18 protein-coding genes and 1 pseudogene are annotated in these 19,282 nt (G+C 34.1%); 12 read left to right on the forward strand and 7 right to left on the reverse strand.

Annotated features, from left to right (window positions below):
- Nucleotides 1-37: 37 nt before the first annotated feature.
- The 3 genes and pseudogenes from QFA95_RS01665 to ftsY form a co-directional block, all read right to left on the reverse strand.
- A complete protein-coding gene (locus QFA95_RS01665; RefSeq protein ID WP_486463110.1) occupies nt 38-943 on the reverse strand; it encodes a cell division protein FtsX in 906 nt (301 codons plus the stop codon).
- Nucleotides 927-1,544: pseudogene (locus tag QFA95_RS01670) on the reverse strand (cell division ATP-binding protein FtsE); the annotation flags it as partial. The pseudogene QFA95_RS01670 and the gene QFA95_RS01665, both read right to left, overlap by 17 nt.
- A 59-nt stretch (nt 1,545-1,603) precedes the next feature.
- Nucleotides 1,604-2,758 (reverse strand): signal recognition particle-docking protein FtsY, encoded by a 1,155-nt coding sequence (gene ftsY, locus QFA95_RS01675; RefSeq protein WP_486463111.1) that lies wholly within the window; start codon nt 2,756-2,758, stop codon nt 1,604-1,606.
- A gap of 90 nt (nt 2,759-2,848) precedes the next feature.
- On the opposite strand from ftsY, the gene QFA95_RS01680 reads away from it, so the two are divergent.
- From QFA95_RS01680 to gloA, 6 genes are read left to right on the forward strand one after another with little or no spacing between them, the layout of a single operon-like run.
- Nucleotides 2,849-4,165: a M16 family metallopeptidase gene (locus tag QFA95_RS01680; RefSeq protein ID WP_486463112.1), complete on the forward strand. Its 1,317-nt coding sequence runs from the start codon at nt 2,849-2,851 to the stop codon at nt 4,163-4,165.
- Nucleotides 4,166-4,183: 18 nt separating this feature from the next.
- The gene (locus tag QFA95_RS01685; RefSeq protein ID WP_486463113.1) at nt 4,184-5,473 is read left to right on the forward strand and encodes a M16 family metallopeptidase; all 1,290 of its coding nucleotides are present in this window, start codon (nt 4,184-4,186) and stop codon (nt 5,471-5,473) included.
- A gap of 21 nt (nt 5,474-5,494) precedes the next feature.
- Nucleotides 5,495-6,010 carry a 16S rRNA (guanine(966)-N(2))-methyltransferase RsmD gene (gene rsmD, locus QFA95_RS01690; RefSeq protein WP_486463435.1) on the forward strand — a complete coding sequence of 172 codons (516 nt, stop codon included), beginning with the start codon at nt 5,495-5,497 and terminating at the stop codon, nt 6,008-6,010.
- The gene (coaD, locus tag QFA95_RS01695; RefSeq protein ID WP_486463114.1) at nt 6,000-6,476 is read left to right on the forward strand and encodes a pantetheine-phosphate adenylyltransferase; all 477 of its coding nucleotides are present in this window, start codon (nt 6,000-6,002) and stop codon (nt 6,474-6,476) included. The genes rsmD and coaD overlap by 11 nt, the downstream gene beginning before the upstream one ends.
- Nucleotides 6,467-6,724 (forward strand): YfhL family 4Fe-4S dicluster ferredoxin, encoded by a 258-nt coding sequence (locus QFA95_RS01700; RefSeq protein ID WP_486463115.1) that lies wholly within the window; start codon nt 6,467-6,469, stop codon nt 6,722-6,724. Before coaD ends, QFA95_RS01700 begins: the two co-directional genes overlap by 10 nt.
- On the forward strand, nt 6,721-7,110 hold the full coding sequence (gene gloA, locus QFA95_RS01705; protein ID WP_486463116.1) for a lactoylglutathione lyase: 390 nt from the start codon (nt 6,721-6,723) through the stop codon (nt 7,108-7,110). Before QFA95_RS01700 ends, gloA begins: the two co-directional genes overlap by 4 nt.
- On the opposite strand, the gene dnaJ is transcribed toward gloA, so the two are convergent.
- The 4 genes from dnaJ to waaC all read right to left on the reverse strand — a co-directional run bounded on the left by dnaJ (nt 7,111) and on the right by waaC (nt 11,863).
- A complete protein-coding gene (gene dnaJ, locus QFA95_RS01710; RefSeq protein WP_486463117.1) occupies nt 7,111-8,244 on the reverse strand; it encodes a molecular chaperone DnaJ in 1,134 nt (377 codons plus the stop codon).
- Nucleotides 8,245-8,301: 57 nt separating this feature from the next.
- Nucleotides 8,302-10,248, reverse strand: coding sequence for a molecular chaperone DnaK (dnaK, locus tag QFA95_RS01715; protein ID WP_486463118.1), 1,947 nt, complete (start codon nt 10,246-10,248; stop codon nt 8,302-8,304).
- A gap of 65 nt (nt 10,249-10,313) precedes the next feature.
- Entirely contained in the window at nt 10,314-10,868 is a 555-nt protein-coding gene (gene grpE / locus QFA95_RS01720) for a nucleotide exchange factor GrpE (RefSeq protein ID WP_486463119.1), read from the reverse strand.
- 59 nt (nt 10,869-10,927) lie between these two features.
- A complete protein-coding gene (gene waaC, locus QFA95_RS01725; RefSeq protein ID WP_486463120.1) occupies nt 10,928-11,863 on the reverse strand; it encodes a lipopolysaccharide heptosyltransferase I in 936 nt (311 codons plus the stop codon).
- Between the two features lie 18 nt (nt 11,864-11,881).
- Between waaC and QFA95_RS01730 the strand changes: the two genes are divergently transcribed.
- Genes QFA95_RS01730 through edd form a run of 6 tightly spaced genes read left to right on the forward strand, consistent with a single transcriptional unit; the run spans nt 11,882 to nt 19,275 of the window.
- Nucleotides 11,882-12,856 carry a glycosyltransferase family protein gene (locus QFA95_RS01730; protein ID WP_486463121.1) on the forward strand — a complete coding sequence of 325 codons (975 nt, stop codon included), beginning with the start codon at nt 11,882-11,884 and terminating at the stop codon, nt 12,854-12,856.
- Nucleotides 12,846-13,697, forward strand: coding sequence for a hypothetical protein (locus tag QFA95_RS01735; protein WP_486463122.1), 852 nt, complete (start codon nt 12,846-12,848; stop codon nt 13,695-13,697). Before QFA95_RS01730 ends, QFA95_RS01735 begins: the two co-directional genes overlap by 11 nt.
- Nucleotides 13,675-14,445, forward strand: a complete 771-nt coding sequence (locus QFA95_RS01740; protein WP_486463123.1) for a lipopolysaccharide kinase InaA family protein — start codon at nt 13,675-13,677, stop codon at nt 14,443-14,445. Before QFA95_RS01735 ends, QFA95_RS01740 begins: the two co-directional genes overlap by 23 nt.
- Entirely contained in the window at nt 14,438-15,724 is a 1,287-nt protein-coding gene (locus QFA95_RS01745) for an AarF/UbiB family protein (RefSeq protein ID WP_486463124.1), read from the forward strand. The genes QFA95_RS01740 and QFA95_RS01745 overlap by 8 nt, the downstream gene beginning before the upstream one ends.
- Nucleotides 15,721-17,445 carry a carbamoyltransferase family protein gene (locus tag QFA95_RS01750; protein ID WP_486463125.1) on the forward strand — a complete coding sequence of 575 codons (1,725 nt, stop codon included), beginning with the start codon at nt 15,721-15,723 and terminating at the stop codon, nt 17,443-17,445. Before QFA95_RS01745 ends, QFA95_RS01750 begins: the two co-directional genes overlap by 4 nt.
- A 12-nt stretch (nt 17,446-17,457) precedes the next feature.
- Nucleotides 17,458-19,275 carry a phosphogluconate dehydratase gene (gene edd / locus QFA95_RS01755; protein ID WP_486463126.1) on the forward strand — a complete coding sequence of 606 codons (1,818 nt, stop codon included), beginning with the start codon at nt 17,458-17,460 and terminating at the stop codon, nt 19,273-19,275.
- The last annotated feature ends 7 nt before the right edge of the window (nt 19,276-19,282 follow it).

The following is a 19,282-nucleotide window of genomic DNA, read 5'->3' on the forward strand; positions in this document are numbered from 1 at the left end:
GCTAACTTTAGATAAAAGTTCACTTAAAATCAATGATTTAACTATTATTTTTTAGTTTAGATAAGGTGCGATTTGTAGAAAAATATGAGGCCAGCCAACCGATTGCAACAGACAAAATGATCATTATTACATAATGGATAATGAGTAAATCATTCACAGAGATGTTGAAGCCCAATATTGACTCGATAATGAAGGCATAATAGTTGAAAATAAAGATCATTAACTTAATGATAGCGATTGCGACGATAGCTCCGCCGATTCCATAAAATACTCCTGTATAAAGGAAAGGTCGCCTAATAAATGCATTAGATGCCCCAATGAGCTTGCTGACTTCTATTTCATCTTTAAATGACAAAGCTTGCAATCTTATTGTATTGCCTATAATGACAGCCAACACACTTAATAACAGAATTCCTAAAAAGTTAATCATGAGTTCACCTAAAGATAAAATGGAATTCAATTTATTTACCCAAGCAGAGTCCAGTAAAACATCATCTATGATGGTAAATTCTTTTAGTTCTTTTACAAGGTAGTCAATTTCATTCTCGTCTAATGTTGCTAAGGATAAGTAGAAGCTGTCTGGCAGCGGGTTTTTTTCAACCAGACTATCTCCATCAATCATAATTTTTTTTTGTAATTTTACCCAGGCATCTTCTTTTTTTTCAAAGGTAATTTTATTAACAATGGGTTGCTCTTTTAAGAAGCTGGTAAATGTCTTGAGTTCATCATCTTTATACTGGTCTATTAAAAAGATACTAATTTCGGCAGAGTATTCAATTTGTGAAGAAGCTTGCTTTATATTTTCTAAAAAGAGTAACGCAGACATAGGCAGGCAGGTTGTGATGCCAATAATTATGAACATCACAAGGCTTCCAGCTTTCGCATACAATAGTCTGCGTAAAGCAACCTTTAATGCCTCAATGTGATTAAGCAGGTAGTTCATCATAAGGTTGTTGATTTAATTTAAGCTGCCCATTTTCTAAATGTATATGTTTAAAGCGCATAGGAATATTTGGGAGTTCATGAGTTGATATAATTACTGTGACCCCAACCTGCTGAAAGCTGAAAAAAATATTCATAATGTCGTTTGCATAACCTTTATCTAGGTTTCCTGTTGGCTCATCGGCAATAATAATACTCGGACGGCACACAATGGCTCTAGCTATAGCTAAACGCTGTTGCTCCCCCCCAGATAGTGTAATTGGCATCATTCTTTCTTTATTTAGCAGTCCTACTTTATCAAGAGCAGCTCTAATCCTTTTTTCTGCCTCCTCACCAAAGATATTGTTAACCGCTAAGGGCAGGGCAACGTTTTCATAGCAGTTTCTGTCATACAACAACTTATGGTCTTGAAATACCATACCAAATTTTTTTCTGATCTTATTAAGTGTTGTATCTTTTGCTTGTGCAAGATTAAAATTTTCAAAGATGACTGTTCCTGACGAGGGCTTTTCAATAGAAGATAGTACTTTTAAAAGTGTCGATTTACCGGCACCAGAGGCTCCTGTAACGAATACTAATTCTCCAGGAAGTATTTCAAGACTTATATTCTGAAGTGCCTCTTGATAACCAGGATACCTTTTGTAAACTTGATCAAAACGAATCATTCCAACATACCCTCTACATAGTCTTCAGCACTAAATATCTTAAGGTCATCAATTTTTTCTCCAACCCCAATAAATCGGAGGGGTATCGGTTGTTCTTTTGCAATCGCCGCAACAATTCCACCCTTTGCAGTGCCATCCAGTTTAGTCATAATTAATCCAGTTAATGAAACCGCCTCATTGAAAACTTTTATTTGATTGATTGCATTTTGACCAGTATTGGCATCTAGAACTAAGATCGTTTCATGTGGAGCAGTTTCATCAAATTTTTGAATAACCTTTTTTATTTTAGCAAGTTCATCTATTAGATGTTTTTGGGTCGGAAGTCGGCCAGCAGTATCGGCAATCACAATATCAATTCCCTTAGCCTTAGCCGATTGCATCGCATCAAAAATAACTGCACTTGGGTCTCCAGTGTTTTGAGATATTACGGTGACATTGTTTCGATCGCCCCAAACTTGAAGTTGCTCTTTTGCTGCAGCACGGAAAGTATCACCAGCCGCAATTAGAACACTCTTTCCTTCATCTAGAAGTAGTTTAGTTAATTTACCTATAGTGGTCGTTTTACCAGCCCCATTCACCCCCACAACCAAAATCACAAAAGGGGTAGTTTCAATATGAATTAATGGTTTTTCAATTTGCTTCAATAGTTCTGATAGAATTTTTTTAAGCAAACTTTTTAATTCAGAACCATCTTCTAATTTTTCTTTTTTTACCCTGTCTTTTAATTCAGTAATAATTTGTTGAGTGGCAGCATAACCGACATCTGCAGCAATCAAAGTCATTTCAAGTTCATCATAAAACTCTTGATCAATTTTTTTTGTAAATGACAAAGCAGATAAATTTTCACTAATAGCATCTCTTGTTTTTTTAAGGCCTTGCTTAATTTTTTCAGCGAGTGAAAGCTTTTCTTCCTTATCGGGCGAGCCTTTTTTTTCTATTACCGAGTCTGTTTCAATTTTTTTATCTGGTCTTAATTGTTTTTCTTCATTTTTTGGTTTAGTTTTTTTGACAGGCTCTTTCTTTACTGTTCTTGATTTTATAACAGCCGTTTTTTTTGGTTCTGTTTTTGGCTTGGTTGTTTTTTTAACAGGTTTTGAATCAGTTTTTTTTGATTCGTCACCTTTAAAAATTTTTTTTAGGAAATCAAACATAATTTCTTTATGATGTGAGCGAACTTACTTTATGTTTAACGGTCATTGTTAATAATTATAGCAAACATTAACCTCTATCATTTCAATATTATGCGAATTTTATTAAGTCTTTTTTCATTATTTTTTTGTTTATCACTTTCAGCTGCTGTCCAAGAGTTCAAGCTTGAGAACGGCATGAGAATCATTGTTAATGAAGATCATAGAGCCCCTGTTGTCGTTTCACAGGTGTGGTATCAAGCTGGTAGTATCGATGAAGTTAATGGTAAAACTGGTGTTGCCCATGTTTTAGAGCACATGATGTTTAAGGGTACCAAGTCAACTAAGCCTGGAGAGTTTTCAGAAATTATTGCTCGTTCCGGCGGTAGAGAAAATGCGTTTACTGGAACTGACTACACTTGTTACTTTCAAACTATGGAGAAATCCCAGTTAGAACTATCATTCAAAATGGAATCAGACCGAATGCAAAACCTTGTGATTTCTGCGAAAGAATTTGATAAGGAAATTAAGGTTGTCATGGAAGAGCGTCGTTGGAGAACTGAAGATAAACCTGAAGGAAAGTTAAATGAAACCTTTAATGCATTAGCGTTTAAGGCTCACCCTTACGGCAGACCAATTGTTGGGTGGATGAATGATTTAGAATCCATGACCTATGAAGATGCATTAGAATGGTATAACAATTGGTATGCACCTAATAATGCCATACTGGTCGTTTCCGGCGATGTTACCCCAGCTGAAGTTTTTGATTTAGCAAAAAAATATTTTGCCAAGGTGCCCACCAAAAAAATACCTCCGAGAAAACCGCAGCTAGAGCCAGTTCAAAAAGGAATGGTTCGCGCTGAACTGCAAGCAGCAAGCAAGCTGCCCATGCTCCAAATGGGTTACAAGGTCCCATTACTCAGCAAAAAAGATGCGAACAATGATACAACAGCATTTGCCTTGGAAGTTCTCGCGGGAGTTTTATCTGGAACTTCAACAGCCAGAATACAAAAAGAGTTAGTGCAGTCCGGTAAATCACTCAGTGCTTATGCAAGTTACCCAATGCTATCCAGAGGGGATGTTGGAACTTTTGAATTTGTTGTGACCTTGAATAACGGTATTCAGGTTAGTGATGTTGAAAACATTATCAAGGCGGAATTAAAAAAAATAGCTAATGAAGGAGTTACCGGTGAAGAATTAGCTCGTGTAAAAGCTAATGTGATTGCTGGCGATGTTTATGAAAAGGATTCAATGTTCTATCAAGCAATGATTATTGGTCAGCTTGAGACAATGGGCTACTCATATAAGATTAAAGATGATTATATTGAAAATATTAAAAAAATTACATCAGAAGATGTCAAAAAAGTTGTTCAGGAATTTTTTAAAGACGATGTTTTAACGGTTGTTCATCTGAAGCCAGAATCGGTTTAAATCTAATCAAGGAGTTTTATGAGAGTTTTATTATCAATTTTTTGTTTATGTTTTTCATCGATACTTTTTGCGAATATCAATATCGATTTTTGGAAGACAGAAAATGGGGTCAGAGTCTATTTTGTCGAATCTCATGAATTACCAATTGTTGATATCAAAATTAACTTTGATGCTGGCTCTGCTAGAGACCCGAAAGGGCAGCATGGTGTTGCTAATTTGACTAACTACTTGATGTTACTTGGCGCAGGAGATTTTAATGAAAATCAGATAAGTAATCGTTTTTCTGACATCGGCGCTACCCTCGGAGGTGGTGTTGATCGTGACCATGCTCAGCTGTCAATTAGGACTTTATCTGATAAAAAAGCATATACTCAGGCAGTAGATACTTTTAAGCTTTTGCTAACAAAACCATCTTTTACCATTGATGTTTTTGAGCGCGAGAAAAAAAGTACACTATCCTTAATTGATCAATCAAAAACTCAGCCAGACTCATTGGGTAAGAATGCGTTCGCCAAAGCATTATATGGTAATCATCCTTACAGCTATCCTGAGGAAGGATTGTCTGAATCAGTATCAAAATTGACTCGAGATAATATTGTTGATTTTTACAATCAGTTTTATTCCTCTCAAAATGCGTCTGTGGTTATTGTTGGTGATTTAAGCAAAACAGAAGCAAAAAAAGTTGTAAGAGATTTAACATTGCATCTTAAAGATAATGGACATGCTCCAATTCCAGAGGTGAGAGAAAATGAACCCCAAAATATTTCGATAGAGCATCCTGCACAACAGGCTCATTTGTTTTATGGAATGCCGTCAATGGTGAGATTGGATAAAGACTTTTACCCTTTATATGTTGGTAATTATATTGTTGGAGGTGGCGGTTTTGTTTCTCGCCTCACGGGTGAGGTCAGAGAAAAAAATGGATTAGTTTACAGTGTGTACTCATATTTTATGCCTTTGACTCAGAAGGGACCTTTTCAAATTGGTTTGCAGACCAAAAAATCACAAATAAATGATGCCCTCAATCTAGTGAATCAGGTGATGAAAGATTTTATTGAAATAGGGCCAACCAAGGAAGAATTAAAAGATGCGAAGATGAATTTAATTGGCGGATTTCCTTTAAGGCTAGATAGCAATAAAAAAATTGCTGAATACATTTCTATGATGGCCATCTATAATTACCCCATTGATTATCTTGAGAACTTTGCCAAAAATATTGATAAGGTGACCATCGAAGATATCAAAGATGCTTTTCAAAGAAGGATAGATATGTCAAGATTCTCAACAGTTATTGTTGGGAACTCTTAAATCGCAAGCTCAGTAAAAATCATTGCAGGGTCGTTAAAAGGAAGAAATATCACTTTTAATGACACCGAAAATACAAGACCTACTTTAGGGAGGGTTAAGGAAACTCTATTTAATTGGTTGATGCCCTATATTGATGGAGCCACTTGTCTTGATTTATTTGCGGGCTCTGGAAGTCTTGGTTTTGAAGCCATATCAAGAGGTGCAGAAGCCTGCCAATTTATTGATCAGTCACAGACGAACATTGAGCATATCAATTTAAACATCAAGTCACTCCAACTCGCAAACTGTAAATCTGAAATATCTGAATCATACGAATACGTGACGCATAATGACCAAAGATATGACATCGTTTTCTTTGATCCTCCTTACAAATCTAATTGCTATGATTGGTTAGACCTAGCATTAAAAAAATTATTAAAGCCTGACGGTATAATATATATAGAATCAGCAACTAAAATAGCATTAGATAATTTAAGTATGATTCGTGAAAAAAAGACCAAAACTCTTTTTTATGGAATTTATAAATATGATCAATAAAATTATTTATCCTGGCTCGTTTGACCCAATTACAAAAGGGCATGAAGATATCATCAATCAACTGCAGAACCTAGCATCAGTCGTCATTGTTGCTATCGCTGAAGATAATGATAAAAATTCTTTGTATACCATTGATCAAAGATTACATCTTCTTAATGAGCTATATCAAAACCATGCAAATATTGAAGTTATCTCTTATTCAGGATTAACTGTTGATCTGGCCAAAAAAAATAATGTCACAGTTATTGCAAGAGGTTTAAGAAATGAAATTGACTTTACTTATGAGAGGGATTTAAGTGATATGAATCAAAAAATTGAGGGAAGCATAAAAACAATATTTCTTCAGTCTGATCCATCTTTAAGATCTATCTCATCTTCGTTGGTGAGGCAACTTATTCATTTGGACAAAGACCTGACTCCATTCTTGTCAAAAAAAGTTACTAATTTAATTAACGCATGGCGCTAAAAATTACAGAAGAGTGTATTAATTGTGATGTTTGTGAACCTGTATGTCCGAATCAGGCAATTTACATGGGTGAGCAAATATACGAGATAAATCCTGAGCTATGTACAGAATGTGTTGGGCATTTTGAAATTCCGCAATGTGTGGACATTTGTCCTATTGATTGCATTCCAAAAGATGAAAGCTATGTAGAGACAAATGATCAGCTGTATCAAAAATACTTACAATTAACTAAAAAGGAGCCTAAATGAGAATTTTACACACAATGCTCAGGGTAAATAACCTTGATGAGTCAATTGAATTCTATAAAATTTTTTTTGGAATGCAGTTATTGAGGCAACATGATTTTCCAGAGGGTAAATTTTCCTTAGCATTTATTGGGTATGGGAATGAGCAAGATCATACCGTTATTGAATTAACGCACAATTGGGATACGAGCTCTTATGATCTTGGAAATGGATATGGACATATTGCCATTGAGGTGGATGATGCCTATCAAGTGTGTGAAGATATTAAATCAAAAGGCGGTAAAGTTGTGAGAGAAGCTGGTCCTATGATGCATGGCACGACAGTAATAGCTTTTATAGAAGATCCTAATGGTTACAAGGTTGAGCTAATTCAAAAAGGAACGTATTAATTAATCAAAAAAATCTCTGACTTTATCAACCCAGCTTTTTGATCTTGGGCTGTGTTTGCCACTGTCAGCTTGATTTAAATCTTCAAGTTCTCTTAAAATTTCTCTTTGTCTTTCTGTCAACTTCACAGGGGTTTCAACGACTACATGGCATAAAAGATCACCCGTATAATTCTCTCGAACTGGCTTAATTCCTTTGCCTTTGAGTCTAAAAGTTGCACCAGTTTGCGTTTCTTGTGGAATTTTCATTTTTGCATTGCCACCTAATGTAGGAATTTCAACATCTCCACCCAAGGCTGCGACTGAAAAACTGATGGGTAATTCGCAGTGCAAGTCAGCCCCATCCCTTTCAAAAATGGAATGTTTTTTTAATGCAACAACCACATACAGATCGCCTGATGGCCCACCATTAACACCCGCTTCACCCTCATTGCTGAGACGAATTCGATCTCCTTCATCTACACCGGCTGGTATTTTGACAGATAACGTTTTAGATTCTTTAACCCTTCCTGACCCCGAACAATCATTACATGGATCATTGATAACTTTTCCTGAACCCTGACATTTTGGGCATGTTTGCTGCACTGAAAAAAATCCCTGCTGCATTCTGACTTGCCCATGACCGCCGCAAGTTCCGCATGTCGATGGTTGAGTTCCTTTTTTTGCACCACTCCCTGAACATGTTTTACATTGCGATAGCACTGGAATTCTAATTTTTTTCTCAGTACCTTGCGCGGCTTCTTCTAGCGTTATTTCTAGGTTGTATCTTAAATCTGCGCCACGATAGACATTTGATTTGCCTGATCCTGATCGCCCACCACCAAAGATATCACCAAAAATATCTCCGAAAGCATCTCCAAAATCTGAAAATCCACCTTGAAAACCGCCTGGTCCTCCACCCATTGATTGGTCGACACCAGCATGACCAAATTGATCATAGGCTGATTTCTTCTGAGGATCGCTTAAAATCTCATAGGCTTCCTTGACTTCCTTAAAGCTTTCTTCTGCTTTTGGATTATCTGGATTTCTATCTGGATGAAATTTCATAGCAAGCTTTTTAAACGCTTTTTTGATTTCATCTCCAGATGCATCTCGGTTAAGTCCAAGAATCTCGTAATAATCTCTTTTTGAAGCCATATTTACCTAAATGTTGATGGCCTGGAGCTTCCAGGCCAAATTGAGTCTATGAGGATATTACTTATCCTCTTCTTTTTTTTCTTCGCTTACTTCTTCAAATTCAGCGTCAACTACATCTCCATCAACCGTTTTTTCTGAATTAGCATCAGCAGAGTCAGCCTGTTGATTTTGACCAGATTGATTTTGCTGTGAAGCGTAAACTTTTTCACCAAATTTTTGTGCTGATTCAGCTAATGATTTTGATTTTTCTTCAATTTTGGCTTTGTCGTCTGAAGAAATTGCTTCTTCAAGGTCTTTTATCGCAGCTTCAATTTTATCTTTTTCTCCATCTTCTAATTTATCAGCATGGTCGGTCATAGACTTTTTAGTACCGTGGATCAGCGCTTCTGCAGAATTTTTTGCATCAACAAGCTCTTTGAGCTTTTTATCTTCTTCTGCGTGTTTTGCAGCATCTTCTTCCATTTTTTTAATTTCTTCTTCACTTAATCCACTATTGGCCTTGATGGTAATTTTGTTTTCCTTGCCTGTAGCCTTATCTTTTGCTGATACATTCAATATACCATTGGCATCAATATCAAATGTAACTTCAATTTGTGGAGTTCCTCTGGCCGCAGGCGGGATGTCTGTTAAATTAAATTGCCCAAGGCTTTTGTTGCCACTTGCCATCTCTCTTTCACCTTGAAGCACATGAATAGTTACAGCACTTTGGTTGTCTTCAGCAGTAGAGAAGACTTGAGAGGCTTTGGTTGGAATAGTGGTATTTTTCTTGATGAGCTTAGTACAAACACCACCTAATGTTTCAATACCCAGACTTAATGGTGTGACATCTAGCAACAGAACATCTTTTACATCGCCTTGAAGAACCCCACCCTGAACTGCCGCGCCAACTGCAACAGCCTCATCTGGGTTGACATCTTTTCTTGGCTCAACATTGAAGATCGATTTAACTTTTTCTTGTACTTTCGGCATACGGGTTTGGCCACCAACAAGAATGACATCTGAGATATCTGAATTTGATAGGCCTGCATCTTGTAACGCTTGTTCACATGGTGCAGCTGTTCTTTCAATTAAATCTTCAACTAATGATTCAAATTTTGAACGTGTGATTTTCACAACTAAGTGTTTTGGACCAGATGCATCTGCGGTGATGTAAGGTAAGTTCACCTCAGTCTGTGAACTGCTTGATAGTTCAATTTTTGCTTTTTCAGCAGCCTCTTTTAGACGCTGTTTAGCGAGCATATCTTGGGTTAAATCTACCCCATTTTCTTTTTTAAATTCTTCAGCTAAGAAGTCAATAATTCTATTATCAAAATCTTCACCACCTAAGAAAGTATCTCCATTGGTTGATAGAACTTCAAACTGATGCTCACCATCTACACTTGATATTTCAATAATAGATACATCAAATGTTCCGCCACCAAGGTCATATACAGCTATTTTTCTATCACCTTCTTGTTTATCTAAACCAAAAGCTAATGCTGCAGCTGTTGGCTCGTTTATAATTCTTTTTACTTCAAGACCAGCAATTCGACCCGCGTCCTTTGTTGCTTGCCTTTGACTATCATTAAAATATGCAGGGACTGTAATAACAGCTTCTGTAACTTCTTCACCCAGATATTCTTCTGCTGTTCTTTTCATTTTTTTTAAGATTTCAGCTGATACTTGTGGTGGCGCTACTTTTTCCCCATTAACCTCAACCCAAGCATCTCCATTGTCTGCTTTGGCAATCGTGTATGGCATTAATTTAATGTCTTTTTGGACCTCATCTTCTTCAAAGCGTCTTCCGATAAGTCGCTTTACAGCATAAAGGGTATTTTTAGGGTTTGTCACAGCTTGACGTTTAGCAGGAGCACCTGTCAATATTTCACCGCCATCTTGGTAAGCAATAATAGAGGGCGTTGTTCTATTTCCCTCAGAGTTCTCAATTACTTTTGGCTTTCCGCTCTCCATGACTGCAACACAAGAGTTAGTAGTACCTAAATCAATTCCAATAATTTTTGCCATTATATTTTTTCCTTCAAATATTTATTACTTATTAATGTTGAGATGACTAATAAAATTTTCAAGTGTTAATCATTACTTTTGACTACAGAGACCATTGCTGGCCTGATAACTCTGTCATTTAATTTATAACCTTTTTGCAATACGTTTAACACAGTGTTTGGTTCTTGCTCTTTTGATTCAACCATCGACATTGCTTGATGTTCATTAGGATCAAATTTTTCTCCAATCGGATTGACCTCAATGATATTAAATTTTTCAAAAACAGCATTGAGTTGTTTTAAGGTTAATTCAACGCCATCGATTAAGGTCTTATTATCAACATTGTCAGAACTTAATGAAGCTTCTAAGCTATCTTTAACTGATAATAATTCTTGACTAAAACCTTCAATTGCAAATTTTCTTGTTTTGTCAGCTTCTTCGTAACTTCTTCTTCGAATATTTTCTGCTTCAGCTTTTGCATATAAAACTTGATTTTTAAGATCTTCAATTTGTACTAATAAGTCATCAGCTTTAGCATCAATCTCATGACTTTCCTCATTGGTGCTTTCTTTAGATAAATCTTGATCTTCATTTTGATCAAGGTCTTCAGAGAGGTTTTTTTCTTTCTTGTCGTCTGTCATATATCCAACCGAGTTAAAAAATTAATTACATTTCTTATATAGGTATAAAAAGATAAATTTCAAGCTAAATCATTAAATTTTTTGAAAATTTCTTCTGGCATAGGAATGTTGTTTAATGAGCCCATATTAAATACAGGCGTTTTTGAGTTTTTGACCCCGGTGAGACTGGGATTGCTGAATGTATAAATTCCAATTGTCGGTATATCTAATGATGAGGCGAGGTGTGTTAAGCCGGTATCAACCCCGACAGCTAAACGTGCGGACGCGATTTTTTTTGCTAGTTGATCAATATGCATTTTTTCTAAAATTTCACAATTTGTTGTCTGATCATAGATCGCTAGGCAATCTTCATATTCCTCTATACTCCCCCAGGGAAGAAAAATTTTAAAATTACCCGTCTCAAATAAGTGTGCCAACTTAATCCAGTTTTCAAGAGGCCATTTCTTTTGAACATTGCTTGTTCCAGTTATAAAGACGATGCTGTGAGGGTCTGTATAATCTTTTTTTAAATTATAAGAAAAAGAAATATCATTCTGGTCTATTTCATAATTTATTGAATTGGCTACAAGTAATCTATTTCTATCAATTGCATGAAGTTTTTTATCAACTCCAATAGTGTTTTTATAAAAATAGCTTGCAAAGCTCTCTTTAATTGAATTCCTATTGAAGCCAAATGAATTAAGAGATTTACACATTATCCCAGTTCTTATTAAACCTTGAAGATCAATAACATAATCATAATTTTCTTTTTTAATTAAATACCTCAATTGAAAGAATTCACTGTATGAATTTTTTTTAAATAAATTTTTCTTCCAACTTCTAAATTTACTAACTAAAATTTTTTGAACCAGAAATAAATTTAATAAGCTAGAAAATGATTCTTCAACAAGCCAGTGAATTTCTGCATCTGCATGATTTCTTTTTAAATCACTTATAATAGAATTAGCGTGGACAATGTCACCTAATGATGAAGTTTTGATAATCAGGACTTTCATAAAGAAATTATAAACTAAATGAAAAAAATTCTTATTTTAACCAAAGGTAAGCATGCATCATCCTCAAGAGAGAGAATTCTTGTTTATGGTGATTTACTTAAAAATGATAAAATAAGTTATCAACATTTAGGATTATCCAAAAGACCCCTGAATTATCTAAAAGCAATCTTTAAGGCGCCTTTTTTTGATGTCATATTTTTACAAAGAAAATTAGTACCAAGACTTTTTTATAAAATTCTTCGAATTTTGTCAAAAAAGATTATTTATGATTTTGATGATGCAATTTTTTTGGATTCAGATGGAAAAATCTCAATTCATAAATTCAAAAAATTTTCATACATTTGTTGTAAAAGTGATCTGATTTTTGCCGGAAATGATTTTCTAAAAAAACATGCAGAAAAATTCAATAAAAAAACCTTTTTAGTGCCAACATGTCTTGATATATCAAAATATAATTTAACAGCTCAAAAAGATAAAAATTTTTTTGATCTTGTTTGGATTGGATCCAAAAGTACTAGTAGATATTTAATTGAAATCATCCCTTTTTTAGAAAAAGCAAATAAAAAATTTAAAGATTTAAGATTGGTCAATATTTCTGATATTAAATTAGAAAGCGACTTAATAAAAATTAAAAATATTGCATGGAGTGAAAGCGGTCAGTATAGAGAAATTAAATCAGCGAAAGTGGGGTTAGCCCCACTAGACAATTCGAATTGGAGTAAAGGAAAATGTGCTTTTAAATTATTGCAATATGCATCGGCTGGTTTACCAATAGTATCTTCTGATGTTGGTTATAACAGCATATTGATTAAAGAATACGAGTCCGGGATGCTTGCAAATAAAGGATCTGACTGGGTAAATAATATTGCAAAATTAAGATCTGATGTGACAATTAGAAGAAAATATGCAAAAAATGCTCTTAGAATGTCAAAAGATTTTGACATAAATAGTAACTATAAAAAAATGAAAATGATCATTCAAGATGTCTTGTAATTTTTATCAAATTGCTTATTCAGAAGAAACATTGAAGCCAGTCTATCCTAGCTTTAAAATTTTCAATCAGATTGGAAAACCATATTTAGATGAGAGAGAAACATCTCATATGATTGATTTTTTTGATGCAGGATATATCAAAGATGATGGCAATTTTTATTCACTAGTTTCTCCAAAATTTACAAATAAATTAAAGGTTGATATCGCTGATCTAAATATATTTATTAATCAAAACAATGACCGTGACTTAATTTTGTTTAATACTGACCCTAAATGGGCTTATATTTTTTTCAATTCGTGGGATCAGGGAGAAAGTTTTCATAAAGGTTTAAAAAAAATAGCAGGACTACTTAATACTAATAATAATTTTATTAGATTTAATTCAAGACATAATCCAAAAAACCTTGTTTATTCTAACTACTGGGCAGGAAAATATTCTTTTTGGAAAAAATATGTTTTAGAGCTTAAAAAAACAAGAAATAAAATTTTAAGCATGAAAGCTGATAAAAAAGTTTTATTTTATAGAAAAGCTGAAAATCACTTTGCTCCGATTTACCCCTTCGTGATGGAGAGAATGTTATCTAACTATTTAATAAAAAATCCGAAAATAAATTATTCAAATTACCCATATAGTAAATCACAGGTTATCAAAATGGCTACGAATATTACTGATAAGGTTATATTGTGGAAATATATCGATATAATCAATACGCTTGATAATAATAAAGATTACAAAAGCTTAAAATCACTTATTAAGAACTTAAATCTTTTTAGAACAAGAGTTAAGCATCAAAATTTTTTAGGAAGACTGTTAACTAATGTTAACCTTTTACTCAAATAAAAAAGATTTCCAAGGCGCTAGTTTTTCAACTCTATTTAATGTTGAGGGAAAGATTATTCGATCTGGTGCCAATAGAGAAACATTGGAATTCTTTTTTAAAAATAAAAGATATTTTATTAAAAGGTTTTCTAACGGCTCTTTTTTGCAAAATTTTTTAAATAATCTGGGTTTTGTAAAAGATATTAGTGATGCTAGGAATGAATATAACGCTTATCATTTTTTAAAAGAAATTGGAGTGGAAACACCTAATTTAGTCTGTTATGGAAATGAAAAAAAACTTTTTTGTAATCGTTCTTTTGTTATAAGTGAGAAAATAGAGAATTTTGTACAATTAGATTTTTTCTTTAGTAAAGCAAAATACCTTAGATATCAAAAGAATTATCAAGATCAGATTTATAAAAAAATAGTTCAAATCATCAATAAGCTTCATCAGAATGGCATTGTTCATCATGATCTGTATCTCTGCCATTTTTTACTAGATCTTGATTCATTGAAAAATAAAAAGAATATTAAAATTTATTTAATTGATTTCCATAGACTTCAAAAAAATAAGAGGATTTCTTCAAGACGACAGATTAAAGAATTAGGTGATTTATTTTTTTCTATAAAGTATTTTGGTAATGAAGAAATCTTTCAAAAAATTCTTTTTACTTCTTACTACAATAAAAATTTCATTGATACTTATAAATCAAACATCGAGCAAAGGGCTAACTTGATGTTAGAAAAATATAAAAATAAACATGGTTGATATTGTTAATCTTAAAATTTTAAAAGTTCTGCGAGAAATTCCTGGAAAGAGAAGAGTTGTAGACGCCAAAATTGATGGGGTAAACTGTATTGTTAAATTCTTTAATAACAAGGGCGAGTATCTAAAAGACCTTCATGGGGTATTTCATTTAAAAAATACGGGTATTTTAACTCCAAGAGTTTTTTCATTTGGCATATTATCTAATCAATATTACATAATTTTCCAAAAAATAAATGATGCTATAACTGTTGATCAATTATTAACTAGCAATGAATCACTGCAATCAAAACAAGCTGTAATTAAACAAGTATTAGCCTTGAATAAAAAAATGTATGAAAATAATGTCATCCAAAAAGATAATCACTTTAAAAACTATTTATATCAAAATGGTAAGGTTTATTTGATTGACGGAGGGCTTGTAAAGAAAATAAAATTTTTAAAAACAATTAAGAAGTTTTTAAACTTCAGTCTGATTTCATCAAAAATAAATCCAGAATTTTTATTGAAAAAAGCAACATCATACAAATATAACTTTATCGAATTTTTGCATAAAAAATGTGTAGATTTATATTTATACAAAGAAATATCTAATTTTCAAAAAAAAACACTCCGAAATTCCTCACAGTTTGAAAAAAAAGCTAGCTTGAATTGTTTAATATTAAAACAAAGAAATTTCCATTTTGAATTTAATAACATTGATAATTTTTTAATGAATGCTGAAATAATTAAAAATGGAAATACATGCACTGTTTTTCGTGTTGAGGATTTGATTATCAAAAGATACAACGTTAAAAGTATCTGGCATTTTATTAAAATGCAATTTATTAAATCAAGAGGAAAAAACTCTTGGCAAATTTCAAATACATTTCAATTACATAATCTCCCGTGCCCCAAACCCTTTTTTTATTTTGAAAAAAGATTTTTATTCTTCAAATTTACAAGTTATTTTGCTATGGAGAGAATTGATGGAGTCAGTATTGTAAGCTATCAAGAGTCATTAAAAAATAAATTGCAAATTGAAAAGCTTAAAAAAAATATATTCAAACTTTTCAACAAATTGATTCATTATAAATTCATTCATGGAGACTTTAAGGAAACAAATATTTTAGTCGATAAAAAAATGCAATTAATAATGATTGATTTTGATAAATCATTTTTCTCACTGAGCCAATCCATATATAATTCCAGAATTAAAAGACAAATCATTCGTTTTCTTTCAAATTGGAATAACAAGTCAAAATTTCTAAAAACGATTAGATCTTTGGAAAAATTAATATGAAAATTTTAGGTATATCTGGCGTTCTTGGACATGATGCATCAGCAGCATTAATCATTGATGGCAAAATCATTGCGGCTGCTGAAGAAGAGAGATTTATTCGAGACAAACATGCGAAAAATTTATTTCCTGTAGAAGCTACTAAATATTGTTTAAAAGAAGGTGGCTTAAATCCAGAGGATGTTGATATAGTAACATTCCCTTACGCAAAGATTCCTTTTTTCAGCAGAGCTCGTTGGCATTATGCAAAAAGATATTGGTATGCACCTGATAGGTCTCTTGACGCCATCTTCAATGGAAATCGCAGATTCAGAAGAAACCTGAATAAAGCAAAAGACTTAATGACTTCATTAAATATCAATAAAGCAAAAATAATACCTGTGGAACACCACTTATCACATGCATCAAGTGCTTATCATTTATCAGGGTTTAAAGAAAAGACTGCTGTCGTTGGTATTGATGGCAAAGGGGAGTATGCAACAACATTTTTTGGTTATGGAGAAAATGGAAAAATACATAAAATAAAAGAGTTTTATGATCCTGAATCTTTAGGTGGACTGTATGGAGCCATTACTGAATTTTTAGGTTTTGATATGCTCGACGGTGAGTTTAAAGTCATGGGTATGGCGCCATATGGTGACCCATCATTATATGATTTTTCAAATTTAGTATCTTTTAAAAATGGACAATTAAAAGTTAATACGAATTTAGTTAACGTAATAGGTTTGAGGAGATATAAAGAAAATGGTAAAGGGTATTATTTTTCACCAAAATTTGTAGATATGTATGGCAAAAAAAGAAGCGGTGATGAAATTGATTTACCTTACATTCATTATGCAGCATCTATTCAATACAAACTTGAAGAAATTGCTCTACAGATGATTGACTATTACCTCGGTGACATCATTAGAGAAACTGGCAAAATATGTATGGCTGGGGGAGTGGCGCTAAATGTAAAACTTAATCAAAAAATTATTGATCTTCCATATGTGAAAGAATTATTTGTGCAACCTGCATCTGGAGATTCAGGAACTTCGCTTGGAGCCGCCACATATGTTGCATCAATCCATGACAATAAAACCAATTCCATTAAAAAAATGGAGCATGTTTATTACGGTCCTAGTTATTCATCCAAAGAATGCCTAGATGCTTGTAAAAATCATAGCTCAAAACCTAAGTTTACAAAAATTACTGATCCGGCAAAAGTTGGCGCAGAAATCTTGGCTGCTGGGAATCCTTTGGCATGGTTCCAAGGTCGAATGGAATTTGGTCCAAGGGCGCTTGGATGCCGAAGTATTCTTGGAGATCCAACGACCCCGAAGATATCGGATAAAATCAATGAGCAAATAAAATATAGAGAGCGTTGGCGACCTTTTTGTCCAAGCATTTTAGAAGAATATGCTGAATCTATTATTGGATCTAATCATCCTTCGCCATTTATGACATTCACATTTAATGTTCAACCAGAGTGGATAAAAAAAATACCTGAGGTAGTGCATGAGGATAAAACGATCAGGGTGCAGGTTGTGAATGAAAAAACAAATAAAGTATACTATCAGCTTCTTAAAAACTTTATGTCGCTTAAGGGTGTTCCGGTTGTCCTAAATACATCACTGAATAGAAGAGGCGAACCAATGGTTTGCTCACCTGAAGATGCTTTAAACATGTTTTTTGGATGTGATTTAGAGTTTATGATTATGGAAAATATATTAGTAACAAAATAAATATCTTAGATTATGAAAAATTTAATACTCGAATTAGCAGAAAAAATTAAAGAGAAAAGTAGACCAACTCGATCAGCTTACCTTAAAAGATTAAAAGCAATGAAAAATAGAGGTCGTGGTTCTGATCGTCTCGGTTGTGCAAATGTTGCTCATGCGTTCGCTTCATTGTCACCCGATAAGAGGCTGACAATCGTGCAAGAAAAAAAACCAAATCTAGCAGTGGTTACTGCCTATAACGATATGCTATCAGCCCATAAACCTTACGAGGATTACCCTGAGCTAATCAGAACTGTTGCTAATGAAAACGGTTCTACAGTCCAAGTTGCAGCTGGTGTTCCAGCTATGTGTGATGGTGTAACCCAGGGAGAGCCTGGTATGGAATTAAGTTTATTTTCAAGAGACACGATTGCCATGAGCACTTCAGTTGGTTTATCTCATGATGTTTTTGACGGATCATTATTATTAGGTATTTGTGACAAAATTGTTCCGGGATTACTAATTGGAGCTCTACACTTTGGTCACTTGCCAGCTATTTTTATTCCAGCTGGCCCTATGTCAACTGGAATAGACAATACATCGAAATCAAAGGTTCGGGAGCAATACGCTCTTGGTAAGGTTGGCAGAAAAGAGCTGTTAGATTCTGAAACTAAAGCATATCATGGCGAGGGCACTTGCACGTTTTATGGAACAGCAAATAGTAATCAAATGTTATTAGAGGCGATGGGTCTTCATGTTCCTGGAGCGGCATTTATTCATCCAAGAGACGATGCTAGAAATGAATTAACTTCTGAAGCTGTTCGAATGTTGATCAGAAATGTTAATGACAATAAAACATCATTTGCTTTAGGCGAAATGGTTGATGAAAAAGTGATTATTAATGCAATGTCAGCATTATTGGCAACTGGAGGATCAACAAACCACTTAATTCATTGGGTTGCAATCGCGAGAGCTGCTGGAATAGTGATTGATTGGACTGATTTTCATGATCTTGCGAAAGCTGTTCCTTTATTGGCGAGTGTCTATCCAAATGGTGTTGCCGATGTTAATCAGTTTCAAGGAGCAGGCGGCCCTAGTTTTGTAATCAGAGAATTATTGGAAAATGGCTGTATGTTCAATGATGTGTTAACTGTTGCTGGACCTGGCATGGACAAATATGGACAAAAGTTATCTGTAACAGGGAGCTCACTATCATGGACTGATTTTCCAAAGACTTCTGGTGATGACTCTATTGTGAGAACACATGATAAACCATTCTCAGAAACCGGCGGGTTAAAACTATTAAAGGGGAATGTCGGTCGGTCTGTTATGAAGACCTCTGCAATCCCAGAAGATAAATATATTATTGAGGGGCCAGCGATGATTTTTGACTCTCAGGAGGAATTGCTGGAAGCATTTGATCAAGGAAAGTTGGAGAGAGATTTTATTGCGGTTGTTCGCTTTCAAGGACCGAAAGCAAATGGAATGCCAGAGCTTCATAAATTGACCCCGCCATTATCTGTGTTACAAAATAAAGGATTTAAAGTTGCTATTGTGACTGATGGCAGAATGAGTGGCGCCTCAGGAAAAGTTCCAGCAGCGATCCATATGAGCCCAGAGGCTGCCTTAGGTGGAGCCATTGCCAAGATTCGCGAGGGTGATATGTTAAGAATTAATGCCACCGTGGGCTCATTAAATGTTTTAGTGGATGAAGATACATGGTTTGAAAGAAAGGTAGAAACACTAACTGAAAACAAAAAACAAAATAATAGTCACGGCATGGGGCGAGAGCTTTTTGGTGCCTTAAGAAAAAATGTGTTAACCGCCGAAGAAGGGGCAGTTACTTGGATTTAAATAAAGG

It is taken from the genome of Candidatus Methylolitoribacter marinus, from assembly GCF_051853155.1.
Classification (GTDB): domain Bacteria; phylum Pseudomonadota; class Gammaproteobacteria; order Burkholderiales; family Methylophilaceae; genus BACL14.